This is a genomic window from Anaeromusa sp. (assembly GCF_028691475.1).
GTDB lineage: Bacteria > Bacillota > Negativicutes > Anaeromusales > Anaeromusaceae > Anaeromusa.
The window spans coordinates 1-12,390 of the sequence record NZ_JAQUZF010000083.1 but is presented as its reverse complement, the minus strand read 5'-3'; the positions used below and the strand labels follow the sequence as shown (position 1 = coordinate 12,390).

Below are 12,390 nucleotides of genomic sequence, written 5' to 3'. Positions count from 1 at the left end.
CATGGCAGTCCATAGTGATTGCCTCCTCGTTGTTGATGGTTGTGTGAGAACTCCATTCTACCATACGAGGAAAAGTCACCATGGACTTTTTTCTTAAGTGTTCAACTTCATTTTACAATCAACCTTCGTTTTATAAATTCCGGTATATTAAAAAAGAACGCTTCCGCCATTCAGCCTAGCGAAAGCATTCTTTTCATCTCAGTCCAGATAGTCTTCCCGCACCGGCACGAAAACCTCGATTGCCACTGCATCCTCCAGAGTTTGCGCCGCATGCACCACATCCCCTGGAATGGCCCAGCTGTCACCTGGTTCCATTTCCTGTTTTTCACCGCCGATATCCAAAACAATACGTCCTGAAACCAAATAACCGATTTGCTCATGTGGATGGCTGTGCGCCGGCAGCTCCGCTCCCGCTTTTAGCTCAAATTGAGTCATCAAGCCTTTTTCTCCATGAGCCAATGTTTTTCGCCCCAACCCGGGCAACATTTCCTGCGTTGGTTTTGTATGCTTTACAATCACATTTCGCGCCCTCCCTCGGTTTACTCTAAAGCCACGGCTGACCCTTGCAACTCCAAAGACTTTCAAAAAAGAATTCTTCTTTTTTTGCTAAAAACCTTCTGTATACCTCATACCTGCTATTTTTCCATTTCCAGGCAGGATTAGAGATAAATTTACAGAATTTAAAAACATTACTTATTTTAGAAAAAAGGAGCTGTATTTTATGAAATTAAAAGTCAAATCATTTCTCTGTCTCGCCGCTGCGCTTTTTCTTTTCGGCGCCGCCACTTGCGCAGCCCAAAGCGCTATTCCCAAGGGCCTAACCGATTCCACACCAAACACGGCTGTCTTAACTGCCTACGACGACTGGTACGCCGCCGAAGCTAAGCCCAACGAAGCAAAAATTGCCAGCAAAACCATCTTCACTTCGCCTCGCTGCGTAGTCATGCTGCGTGACGGCGGCAAAGGAACCTTAGCCAAAAGCCACTTTCATTCCACAACCGATGAAATCGTCGTCGTCATGGGTGGCAGCGGCGAGCTCTTGATCAACGGCGAGTGGAAGCAGGTTAAAGCCGGCGATGTACATATCAATCCGCGCGGCAACATCCACGCAACCCGCGTGGCAGGCAGCGACGATCTGAAATTTGTTTCTATTTTCACCCCGGTTCTGCCTAGCGGCGGCGATGCCAACTTCCTCACCGACGGCAAAGCGCCGGTTATTCCTGTCGGTCTAAGCGATTCCAAGCCGACGACCGCAGTCTTAGCCAATTTTCAAGAATGGTACAAAGTCAACGCGAAACCGGAAGATCCCAAAATTGCCAGCCAAACCATTTTTACCTCGCCTCGCGTCGTAGTCATGCTGCGTGACGGCGGCAAAGGAACTTTGGCGAAAAGCCATTTCCATTCCACAACCGATGAAATCGTCATTGTCATGGGCGGCAGCGGCGAGCTTTTAATCAACGGCGAATGGAAACAAGTTAAAGCCGGCGACGTCCATGTCAATCCCCGCGGCAACGTGCATGCTACTCGTGTTGGAGCTGACGAAGACTTGCAGTTCGTCTCCATCTTCACGCCCGCTTTGCCTGCCGGCGGTGACGCCAACTTCCTGGAGTAACAAAAGCTCTAAAACAAGCCAGCTATTCTTGTTTGCACAAGAACAGCTGGCTCTTTTTTACTTTCACACCATTATTATCCAAACCCTCTTTCGTTCCCTCTGTCCACTCCGATCCTCTTGTTTAAACGCTTCCTTAATTCCCAGTACTTACGCGGCAAATGCCGCCCTGACCGGCTGTTGCCGCTATTCCCGACAATTCTTCCAGCGAAACGCCTTCACGCCGGCTAAGCACTTCCAAAAGCATAGGCAGATTGACGCCCGCAACTACGCGCAACCCTTCGCTTTGCACCGCCAAGACGGCGGCGACATTGCAGGGCGTGCCGCCGGCTAGGTCTGCCAGCAGCAACACCCCTGCTTCCTGTTGTACCGCTGCCACAGCCTGCCGCAGCTGTGCGGCAAAATCCTGCAAGGACACCCCTGTCGCCAACGGCGCAGCCGCGGTTTGCGCCGCAGGCCCCAGAATCATCTCTGCCGTAAATAAAAGTTCCCTGCACAGTCCGCCATGACTGGCAACTACCACTCCTATCAAGAAAACGCCTCCCCACAATACCTCATACTAAAATTTTGAAATATGCCCCGCCAAAGCCGATAACAAACATCAAGCCCAAAATCCAAAGCACCGACTTGCCTTTTTGCAGCAAATACCAAACCAGCAGCAACGTCAACAAACTCAATAACCCAGGCATAATGCTGTTCAGCATGGTCTGCAGCTTCACAGCTGTTTTACCTATTTCAAAAGTAATGCCTGTGCTTACAGGAATGCGGGTCGCCGCCAAAGCGCCAACGACAATCAAGCCCAACACGGTTAAACCTTCCGTAATCCGGCTGACTAAGTCGCCTTCCAGCATTTTCGCCAAGGCGTCCCGTCCCAGGCGATACCCCTGCATATAAAGAAAATAACCAATCCCCATGGTATAAGTTGTAAAGCAGAAGAAAAAGAAAAGCGGTCCCAGCACCGAACCCTGAGAGGCCATATCCACGGCAATGGCTAGCAAAATGGTTTTCACCAACCCTTGGGTTACCGTATCGCCTACGCCGGCTAACGGTCCCATCAAGCCGGTTTTCAGACTATTAATCGTCTCATCAGACAACTCCGCTCCGTTGGCTCGCTGTTCCTCCAGCGCCGCCATGATGCCCGGCACCACGGAACCAATATTGGGTTCTGTATTGAAAAACTGCAAATGCCGTTTAAGACCGGCGGCAATATCTGCCTTATCTTTATATAAGCGCGTCAGAATGGGAATCATTGCATGCGTAAAACCCAGCGCTTGCATCCGTTCATAGTTGTGGCAGGATTGGCAAAAGCTGTGCCAGCATAAGAACGATTTAACCAAATCCCCTTTGGTAAGAGCCACCTTCTCCTTAACGTCGTTTGCCACTTTTTTCTCCTCCAATCCCATATCGATAGGTCACATGCAAAAAGGCCAGCGCCGTACCGATGATGCTTACCGCTAAAATATCCAGCTTGCCATAGGCTGCCATAGCAAAGCCTAAAAACAAAAAGGGAAGCAAATATCCTCGGGAAAGATATTTCAAAAGCAAGCCTAAGCCTAGTGCTGACAGCAAGCCGCCTGTCACGCGCAGCCCGTCGACCACTTCCTTCGGCAAGGCCTCCAACAGCTGTTTCAAATAATCCCCGCCCACATAGATCGCTAAAAAGGTAGGAATGAAATACAGTACAAAGGGAACTATTTGGGAAGCCCCGATATTCATGAGAATAATCCCCCGGGTGTCTCCCTTCTCCGCATAACCGTCTGCTTTATGTACCCAAAGAGAATTCATAGTCAGCTTCGCCTGACGGATAAACAAGCCCAACAAGCCCAGGGCCACCGCAAAGGTAATCCCTGCACTCGGCGGCTGCCCGGAAATCATAGTCAGCGCCACCGCCAAATAGCCAGCCAGCGCTAAATCCGCCGGCAATGTCGCGCCTGTAGCAATATAGCCGATGTAGGCCATTTGAATCATCGCCCCAGTCTGCACTCCATAGGAAACATCCCCTAAAATAAGTCCCACCAGCAAGCCGCCCATCAGCGGCGCTCCCATATAGAGAGTCCAGCTCAGAGATAGCGAAAGAAGTCCTCCGGCCAGCCACGTCAACAGTCCGATCAATACCGCTTCTATAAACAAAGTTTTCGCCTCCTTATTCTTCTAACTCTATTTTCTGGTGTTTAACCAAAAAAACAATTTTTAACGCAGCGTCAATTTCTTGCGTACGCTCCCGACAATATCCCATCTGCTCATAAACATGCAAATTTTTCAGACTTTTTTCTCCTGTAAACAATTCAAAACGTCTCACCCTAGGAAACTTTTTTTCTAGCTCACACAGTAACCTTTTACCTAAGCCCTTATTTTGCAGTTCCGGTTTCACCATCAATTTTCCAACATAGCAAGTCTCTCCCCGCAAACGCCCGCGAACACTTCCCGCTAACATTCCTCCTACGACAGCCTTCAGCACTACTTGTTCATCCCATTCCACTATAAATTCTTTCAAGTTTTGGCGTAAGGGCTCAATATCCCATTTTCCGTATAACGCCGCTTCGCTTACATATGCCTCTTTTTGCAAAATCAAAATACTTTCAGCATCTGACTTATCCGCTATTTTTACAGAAACGTCTTCCTTATTTCCACTCATAACAGCGCCTCAGACAGCGATTTTCGCTCCGTTCCAGGCACTGTCTGCAGATATACTGCATGCCCCAACGACTCAATACGGCGCAGCTCTTCCACCTCGGTTTCCGTTAAATAGACGCTGGAAGACAGCTTATTGCGCCCTGCGGCCATGCCGGCGTTGCCCATGTTTATTTCTAAGGCTGCCCCGCGATATTGTTCCAGTATTTTGCGCGCATTTTCCGGATGCTTTACCACCACCATTACCTTTGCTTCCGCCTCCAGCTCCGCCAGCAATTCTTCCGCCTCCTCCACGGCGGCAATTTGCACATCGACCTGCGGCGGCACTGCCATCTTCACAATCGAACGCAACAGACTGTCTTGAGCTGTTGCATCATCCAAAACAAAGATTTCCTCTGCCTGCGTATGTCCCAGCCACGCTGTCACCACCTGCCCGTGCACTAAACGCTCGTCAATCCGAAACAAAACAATTCCACTCATCTTTATCAGCCTCCATTTTTTAAGTCAAAATAAAAAAGCCAATTCAATCCCCTGCGAAGGGGCGAATTGACTCGCGGTACCACCCTGATTTGAAAGGCTGCGCCTTTCCTTTTTCGGATACGGGCCTAAGCCGATATCCTAGCCTGTTAACGGCGGCGTCCGGTCTGGCCTACAGTCTCCTTCGGCAGACAGCTCCCGGGCCCATTCCACACGCTCTCAGCATCGGCCATCTCACCTCCGGTCGCCCGGCCGCCGATTCGCTGCACCTGAGAGTGCTGCATGTACTTTTCCCGTTCATTGCTTTTTCATGAAGCATTGTCAGCTCCATTTATATTCTCTTTATATTCTCTGTGTTACTCTGCGCGCACCGCTCACCGTTTCCCTTTCGCAATTCCAGGGATCTGTTGGCTTCGCGAGTGCACCGCCAGAAGAAGTAATTTTTCCGCCTGGCAAGTAAGAGTGACCGCAGGAATAGCGGCGCTCTTTCAAGGTTGCTCTGCCGCAGCCAGACGGAAAAAGAACGATTCTGGCGCGTGATACGAGCAAGTCAGCAGCTCCACAAAAAGAAAAACCATTCCACCCGAAAGGGGCGAAATGGTTCGCGGTACCACCCTAGTTTGAAAGGCTGCGCCTTTCCTTCTTTCAGATACAGGCTGCCGCCGATATCCTAGCTCGTTAACGGGAGCTCCCGGTCCAGCCTACTCTGATTTCGGTGGACGGCTCGCAGGCCCATTCCCTATGCCTTTTGGGCTGGTCATCCCACCTCCGGTTGCCCGGTCACCAGCCAGCTCGCTATGCCAAAAGCAGCATACGTACTCTTCCTGTTCTTCGCCAAATCATTCACTTGTTTTAGAGGTTAGTACACCTTGTTACAAAAGTCAAGAAGAAGTTGATGAATTCATGTCGTTTTCGACGTCCAGTCCCGCAAACTGCATGCCGTAGTAATGAGCGTACAAACCGTTTTTAGCCAAAAGTTCGCCGTGAGTTCCCCGTTCCTGGATGCGGCCCTCGTTGATGACAATGATTTCATCAGCATGCCGAATGGTACTCAAACGATGCGCGATAATCAAGGTTGTCCGTTCCTTCGCTAGTTGTTCCAGCGCTTTTTGAATATGACGCTCGCTCTCATTGTCCAAGGCCGAAGTGGCTTCATCCAAAATCAAAATGGCCGGATTTTTCAAAAACACCCGCGCAATGGAAATCCGCTGCTTCTGCCCGCCTGAAAGACGAACGCCCCGCTCTCCCACATACGTATCATAGCCGTTTTCCAGCGAATTAATAAATTCATGAATATTCGCCTGCTTAGCCGCGGCTACGACTTCGCTAGCTGTCGCATCCGGACGGCCATACAAAATATTGTCTCGAATCGTGCCTGCAAACAGATAGACGTCTTGCTGCACCAAGCCGATAGCGCTGCGCAAAGAAGCCAATTTCCAATCCCTCACGTCCTGACCGTCAATACGGATAGCCCCTTCGGTCACATCATAAAAGCGGGGCAAGAGCGAGCAAATTGTAGTTTTGCCGCCTCCGGACGGGCCCACCAACGCCACCGTACGCCCTGCTTCCACCGTAAAGTTTACCTGATGCAATACTGCCGGATTGTCTTCGTAGGCAAAGGAGACATTTTCATACTCCAAACGTCCCTGCACCTCGGCCATTTCCAAGGCCTGTTCCCGATCCACAATCTCTGGCCGCGTCTGCATTACCTCGGCAAAACGCCGAAAACCGGCATAGCCCTTCTGGAACTGCTCTGAAAAGAGGATCAGCACATCCAGAGGGTTGAGAAAAATCGCAATGTACAAGGCATATACAGCTAAATCAGTGGCCGCCAGTTGGCCTTGAGACACAAAATAGCTGCCGCTCACTAGAACCAGCACATATAGTACGCCTTCCAGCAAGCCATTACCGGCATGAAAGCGCCCCATCAGCTTGTAAACGCGTTCCTTGGAATCCAAAAACTCTTCATTGCTGCGGCGAAACTTCTCTCTTTCCAACTCTTCGTTGGCGAAAGACTTGATCACCCGGATGCCCGCAAGACTGTCCTGCACTTGAGAATTGACAGCCGCAATCCGCTGACGGTTCTCCATAAAAATAGCCTTCATTTTTTTGTTCTGATAGTAACTAAACCAAGTCATGCTTAGAGCCACCGCAAACAGCAGCAACGTCAGCGGCACATGGATAAACAGCAACAGCACAAAAGACCCCGCTAGTTTCAGGCAGGAAATAAAGATGTTTTCCGGCCCATGGTGAGCCAGCTCGGAAATATCAAACAGATCCGAAACCACTTTAGACATCATCTCACCGGTGTTATTGCGGTCATAGTAGGAAAAAGACAGGCGCTGAAACTGCTCGAATAAATCCTGCCGCATATCGCTTTCCATACGCGCCCCCATCACATGGCCCCAGGTCGTAATGTAATACTGGCAACCATAGCGCAACAGATACAATCCCAGCATGCCCGCACCAAGATAGCCAATGATGGCTACAAACTCTCCGGTCTGGGTCACCAAAAAATTTTTAGTCAAATAATTGAGCGCCTGAGGAAATACCAGGTCAATCATCGAAACCAGTACGGCGCAAACCATATCGGTGTAAAACAAACGTTTATACGGTTTATAGTAATGCAAAAATCCTTGAACAATTGACATCCAACACATCTCCGTTTAAATAAATATCTTGGTCTTACTTTATTTCCACACGATTACGCCCTTGCCGCTTAGCCTGATATAAGGCGGCATCCACCCGACGCAGCCAAGAATCCGCCTCTTCTTCGTGACGATACTCTGCAACGCCAAAACTCATGGACAAGGACGCGTCATAAGAATTTTCCTGCGCTTCTACTAATACACGCAGCTTTTCAGCCACTTGGGCCGCGCCCTTGCAATCTGTCTCCGGAAGTAAAAAAATAAATTCTTCCCCTCCCCAGCGGGCCACCGTATCTACTCGCCTTACTCCTTTGACTAAAACGCGACTCACCAAACATAACATCTCATCCCCTACGAGATGACCATATTGATCATTGACTTCTTTAAAATAATCTATATCTCCGAGAATAATAGACGCCGTCTTGCCAAAGCGCTGCAGTCGCCCCAGTTCTCTTTGCAACAGCTCATCGAACTTCCGCCGATTGCATAGCCCGGTCAGAGAATCTGTCGCTACGGCTGCCTCCAGTTTCGCTAGTGCATTAGTTAACTCTTTAGTCCGCTCCTGCACTAATTCTTCCAGTTTCTGCGTCCGTTCCTCCAGTTCTTGAAATGGAAACGCTTCTCCCGGGGCCAAATTCGCTTGAGCCTGAGATAAATGGAAATGACAAAGCAGCCAACGTTCATTTTGTTTTTTCCACACCGTAGTGCAGCGCAAATTTTCAAAAGAAACCGGTCCCAAAGCTACTGGCGCCACAAGCTTCAACCCCGCCATAACCAGCCCCATGTTTTCCGTTAGTACCTGCACATGAACATAGTCGCAGCAGTACTGTATCGAAGCAGGACACTGCGCTAACTCCCTAGTAAACAAAGCTTCCATGTCCGTCCGAGAAAAGCCTTGCTCATCTTCCCCTGTACCGTAACCGGTAAGATTAGAATGAAACATTTTCGCCATTTCTTGAAAGTCCCGTTTCGCCAGATAGACCTGCAGGTATTCCTCAAAGACCTTGCGAATTTCCATTTCCATCGTAAAATCACCGCATTTCCTTTGCATATGATTTTTACCTGTTTTACTTTACCCCCGACCATATAGGAAATTTGTCACCTTATGCGTATTTTCTTTTTTTATCAACAAAGAGTTTTAGCAAGAAGGGAGGATTCCCCAGCATTTCGCCAGAATATTATATCAACTGCCAAACTATACATTTTCCTTTTTTCAATACGCACAAGGAGGTGCCTTATGCCTCAGCCGCAAAAAAGCATGCATTTTTCTCTACGAATTATTGTTCTGGGCTTACTGGCATTTCTCCTTTTCAATAGCGCTAATTACTATTATTTATCGACTTCCTCCTATCAACGGCTCAGCGAGGAAAACAAGATTTATTCTGAAACAGTAGCGCTCAGTGTAGCTTCTTTTTTAGAAATGGCCTTTCGCCTCGGGAGTGAAATGTCACAAGATGCTGAAATCAAAAACAGTTCGCCACAAAAACAACAAAGCTATCTCCTAGACCGTTTTTCCCAACAGGGCTTATTCGAAAACCTTATTCTCCAACGCGTCCCGGACGGCGCCCAAACGGCTCGTGTGCGCGGCCTTGCCGCCACTCGCCCGGACCGTTGGTGGTTCCAACAAATGCTGCACGACCCCCAGCCTTTTATTAGTCCTTCTTTTTATTCCTTCAGCAACGACCAACAAAGCCCCGCCACGGTCATCGGCCTCTTTTTCCCTATTTTTCAAGACGACGCCTTGAGTGCTGTTTTGGCAGCTTTAATACGCGTTGACGGTTTGCAAGAAAAAGTTGGACAGTTTTATCGCAGCGACGGACGTTATGTTTATGTGCTGGACCAGGAAGGAACCGTCGTAGTTCACCCAGACTCTCAACAAACCAAAGAACACTATAATTACAAACTTGCGCAAAAGACGCTGGTAGCTCGCGACTCCGGAGGCCATGTTTTACTGGAAAACAATAATTATCAACTGATTTCCAGCGGCATTCCCCTTCCCGCCGGCTTGCAGGAAGCCGCCAAGTCAGCGCTCAACGGCGCCCAGGGAACCGTGGAATACAAAGCAGGAGACGGAGAAACTTTTTTCTGCACCTACGCCCCGATTCGCCTCCCCGGCTATTCCGCTTCCTGGGCCATTTTAACGGTCCAAGACAAAAATCTGGCCCTAGCGCCGCTCCGCAATACCGCTCTGGCTCACGGTTTACTCTCTTTCCTCATTTTTGCCGGCCTTTCCGCCTTGTTACTGCGTCAAAGCCGCGCCATTGATTTGGGGACCCAACAGCTTCGCCAAACAAATTGCGTTCTGCAAGAAGAAGTTTCGGAACGAATGCGCGCAGAGGTTGAGCTTACCGCCGCTAACGAAGAGCTGGTAGCCATGAATGAAGAGTTACTGGCTGTCACTGATGAGCTGCACCGAAATAATGACCAATTACATAGTGAAATTCGGAGCCGCGAGGAAAAAGAAACGCAATTACGGCTGCGCGAACGCCAGCATCAAGCAATGGTGCAACTATTAGCGGACAATACCGCCGCTTTGGATGCTCAGCTGCAAAGCATGCTGGATAGTGCGTTACAGCTAGCCGACGCCCAAGATGGACATATCGCCTTTTGGGAAGAAAAAACCATGCATGTACGCTATGCCAACGGCAGCCATAGCGCTTATTTAGGGGGAGCGCTACTTGAAAACGAAGGACTCTTCCCTCAGCTCCTCGCCACTAAAGAACTGCAATACACGGAAGATTACCAAGCTTTCTCCAACCGCATAAACCGCCCTCCCTGGAACCAACTCCGCACAGCCATCATGGTGCCGCTAACCTCCCACGAGCAGCTCATCGGCTGCTTAACATTGACCTGGCAAGATGCGATTCGACCTTTGGCTTTAGATGAACGAAACATGCTGCAGCAATACGCAGATCTGGTCGTACTGGCTTTGCAAGGAGCGCAACTGCAACAAAGCCTGCAGGCAGAGTTGACGCAACGCAAAGAGCTTCATGAAGAAATTAGCCGCATTGCTTTTCAGGACGCTCTTACAGGCCTGCAAAATCGCGCCAGTTTGATGGCTCGCCTCGAAGAAGAGCTTCGTCCGCAGCAGAATGCGCTGCGAAGCGGTTCCATTTTCTTCGTCGATTTGGACGATTTAAAAAGCATCAATGACAATTTCGGTCATTTCGCCGGCGATACTATTATTATTGCGTCCGGACAAAAATTATCAGAAACCCTCTCACGCTATAATGCATTCATCGCCCGCCTCGGCGGCGACGAATTCATCGCCCTTTTGCCTGGATGTGTCGATCCGACGGAATTAAGCCGCCTTGCCGATTTACTGGTACAAAATTTATGTCATGATTATCTTTTGTCCGCCACTACCGTTCGCATTTCCGGCAGCATAGGCATTGCGTCCTATCCTCGCGACGGCGCTTCAGTTGAAGAGCTCATCAAAAAAGCGGACAACGCCATGTACGCCGCCAAGGCGGCCGGTCGCAACTGCTGGCGTTTTTTTGAAGACGACATGTTGCGTGAAGCTCAAGAAAAACTACTTTTGACCAACAGCCTCCGACGCGCCCTGGAAAATGATGAATTATCGCTCGTTTTTCAGCCGCAGCTCTCCTTAGCAGACAATCGTCTAGCAGCTTTTGAAGCACTCTTACGTTGGCAAAGCCCTATCCACGGAAATGTTTCACCAGCTCGCTTTATTCCGCTTGCGGAGCAAAGCCAGCTTATCATTCCAATTGGCGCCTGGGTATTGCAACAAGCCTGCCGCTTTCTGCAAACGCTTTCTACTGCAGGCTACGAGCATATTCGCATCGCAGTCAATCTTTCCTCAAAACAATTAGCCGATGAGCAGATTGTCTCTACCGTCCAGAATGCCTTAAGAGAATCCGGTATTGCAGCACAGCAATTGGAGCTTGAGATTACCGAGAGCGCTTTATTAACAGCGCTTGACGAAAGCTGCGCCAAACTGCAGCAGTTGAAAAATTTAGGCGTCACCTTGGCCTTAGATGATTTCGGCACCGGCTACTCGTCAATCACGCATTTACGTCTTTTCCCCGTAGAGATTCTAAAAATAGACAAATCCTTTATTGACACCATCATTACCCAAGAAGACGACAGCCTCGTTAACTCGCTGATTCATTTTGCTCAAAGCCTAAAACTGCGAGTCGTCGCTGAAGGGGTAGAAACCCAGGAGCAGATGGACTATCTTCTCCATTATGGTTGCGATCTCATCCAAGGCTACTACTTCAGTCGTCCCGTCCCTGCCGAAGAAGCTCTGCTTTTGCTGAAAAAGCAAGCGCAACAACACACAACCTGACAGGAGGCGTATCCATGTTAGCGTATCGTTTCCGTTGCATCGCTCTAGCTCTTATCGTTCTGAGCTTATTGCTCTTCATAGGGTGCGCTTCCTTACCGCTAACCATTTCCGAAGATAAAAAAGTCCTCCGTCTGGGAACGGAAACTGACGCCACGTCGCACGAGAGCCGCGGCGCTCAAAAGTTAGCCGACTTGGTTCGAGAACGTTCAGGGGGCTCTCTGGAAATCCAGGTATATCCTAATGCTAAATTGGGCAGTATGCGAGACCGCAACGAAAATATGCGCATGGGCACCGTCGATATGGGCACTTCATCCGTAGGATTTTTAAGCACCTATGAACCGTTAACAGCTATTTTTGACACGCCTTATTTATACCAAAACAAAGCGCATGAGATGCGTGTTTTTGACGGCTCTATTGGGCGCGAAATAGATAAACGCCTCCAAGAAAGCGGCTTACGCGTACTTTGTTATTTTGACGCTGGCGCACGGCAAATTACGAACAACCGCAAACCGATTCGCACCGTTCAAGATCTGAAAGGACTGCGGCTGCGAGTGCCCCAAAGCCAAGCCAGCATAGAAGGACTAAAAACTTTAGGCGCAACCCCCACCCCTCTCCCCTTTAGCGAAACCTATGATATTTTGCGGCAGCAAGTCCTTGACGGCCAAGAAAATCCCATTTCCTTGGTCTTTCACAATAAACTTTACGAAGTACAAAAA

The 12,390-nt window shown here is 49.3% G+C and carries 11 protein-coding genes and 2 other annotated features; of the genes, 3 read left to right on the top strand and 8 right to left on the bottom strand.

All coding sequences use genetic code 11. From position 1 onward, the window contains the following. Positions 1 to 198: 198 nt before the first annotated feature. Entirely contained in the window at positions 199 to 519 is a 321-nt protein-coding gene (locus PHF27_RS10565; protein ID WP_300069590.1) for a cupin domain-containing protein, read from the bottom strand. A gap of 202 nt (positions 520 to 721) precedes the next feature. On the opposite strand from PHF27_RS10565, the gene PHF27_RS10560 reads away from it, so the two are divergent. After that, positions 722 to 1,612, top strand: a complete 891-nt coding sequence (locus PHF27_RS10560; protein WP_300069587.1) for a cupin domain-containing protein — start codon at positions 722 to 724, stop codon at positions 1,610 to 1,612. Positions 1,613 to 1,745: 133 nt separating this feature from the next. Here the strand turns inward: PHF27_RS10560 and PHF27_RS10555 are convergent, their stop codons facing one another. The 7 genes from PHF27_RS10555 to PHF27_RS10525 form a co-directional block, all read right to left on the bottom strand. Beyond that, complete coding sequence (locus tag PHF27_RS10555; protein WP_300069593.1) at positions 1,746 to 2,132, bottom strand: PTS sugar transporter subunit IIA; 387 nt, start codon at positions 2,130 to 2,132, stop codon at positions 1,746 to 1,748. Positions 2,133 to 2,163: 31 nt separating this feature from the next. Further along, entirely contained in the window at positions 2,164 to 2,991 is an 828-nt protein-coding gene (locus tag PHF27_RS10550; protein ID WP_300069585.1) for a PTS system mannose/fructose/sorbose family transporter subunit IID, read from the bottom strand. After that, positions 2,975 to 3,739 carry a PTS sugar transporter subunit IIC gene (locus PHF27_RS10545; RefSeq protein WP_300069583.1) on the bottom strand — a complete coding sequence of 255 codons (765 nt, stop codon included), beginning with the start codon at positions 3,737 to 3,739 and terminating at the stop codon, positions 2,975 to 2,977. The genes PHF27_RS10550 and PHF27_RS10545 overlap by 17 nt, the downstream gene beginning before the upstream one ends. A 13-nt stretch (positions 3,740 to 3,752) precedes the next feature. After that, positions 3,753 to 4,244, bottom strand: coding sequence for a GNAT family N-acetyltransferase (locus PHF27_RS10540; RefSeq protein ID WP_300069581.1), 492 nt, complete (start codon positions 4,242 to 4,244; stop codon positions 3,753 to 3,755). Further along, on the bottom strand, positions 4,241 to 4,720 hold the full coding sequence (locus PHF27_RS10535; RefSeq protein ID WP_300069579.1) for a PTS sugar transporter subunit IIB: 480 nt from the start codon (positions 4,718 to 4,720) through the stop codon (positions 4,241 to 4,243). Before PHF27_RS10535 ends, PHF27_RS10540 begins: the two co-directional genes overlap by 4 nt. Positions 4,721 to 4,774: 54 nt before the next feature. Next, positions 4,775 to 5,027: a binding site (T-box leader), on the bottom strand. A gap of 275 nt (positions 5,028 to 5,302) precedes the next feature. Continuing rightward, positions 5,303 to 5,558: a binding site (T-box leader), on the bottom strand. A 40-nt stretch (positions 5,559 to 5,598) separates the two neighbouring features. Continuing rightward, on the bottom strand, positions 5,599 to 7,368 hold the full coding sequence (locus PHF27_RS10530) for an ABC transporter ATP-binding protein (RefSeq protein WP_300069577.1): 1,770 nt from the start codon (positions 7,366 to 7,368) through the stop codon (positions 5,599 to 5,601). A 34-nt stretch (positions 7,369 to 7,402) separates the two neighbouring features. Further along, positions 7,403 to 8,389, bottom strand: coding sequence for a diguanylate cyclase (locus tag PHF27_RS10525; protein ID WP_300069575.1), 987 nt, complete (start codon positions 8,387 to 8,389; stop codon positions 7,403 to 7,405). A 213-nt stretch (positions 8,390 to 8,602) separates the two neighbouring features. On the opposite strand from PHF27_RS10525, the gene PHF27_RS10520 reads away from it, so the two are divergent. Both PHF27_RS10520 and PHF27_RS10515 read left to right on the top strand, forming a co-directional pair. Beyond that, entirely contained in the window at positions 8,603 to 11,674 is a 3,072-nt protein-coding gene (locus PHF27_RS10520; protein WP_300069573.1) for an EAL domain-containing protein, read from the top strand. A 14-nt stretch (positions 11,675 to 11,688) separates the two neighbouring features. Next, on the top strand, positions 11,689 to 12,390 hold a 702-nt coding region (locus PHF27_RS10515; RefSeq protein ID WP_300069571.1), incomplete at its 3' end, for a TRAP transporter substrate-binding protein.

Excerpts from the sequence above, each read along its gene's own strand:
- PHF27_RS10520 (WP_300069573.1), top strand. The coding sequence starts at position 8,603 with ATGCCTCAGCCGCAAAAAAGCATGCATTTTTCTCTACGAATTATTGTT.
- PHF27_RS10535 (WP_300069579.1), bottom strand. The coding sequence starts at position 4,720 with ATGAGTGGAATTGTTTTGTTTCGGATTGACGAGCGTTTAGTGCACGGG.
- PHF27_RS10525 (WP_300069575.1), bottom strand. The coding sequence starts at position 8,389 with ATGGAAATGGAAATTCGCAAGGTCTTTGAGGAATACCTGCAGGTCTAT.
- PHF27_RS10530 (WP_300069577.1), bottom strand. The coding sequence starts at position 7,368 with ATGTCAATTGTTCAAGGATTTTTGCATTACTATAAACCGTATAAACGT.
- PHF27_RS10560 (WP_300069587.1), top strand. The coding sequence starts at position 722 with ATGAAATTAAAAGTCAAATCATTTCTCTGTCTCGCCGCTGCGCTTTTT.
- PHF27_RS10540 (WP_300069581.1), bottom strand. The coding sequence starts at position 4,244 with ATGAGTGGAAATAAGGAAGACGTTTCTGTAAAAATAGCGGATAAGTCA.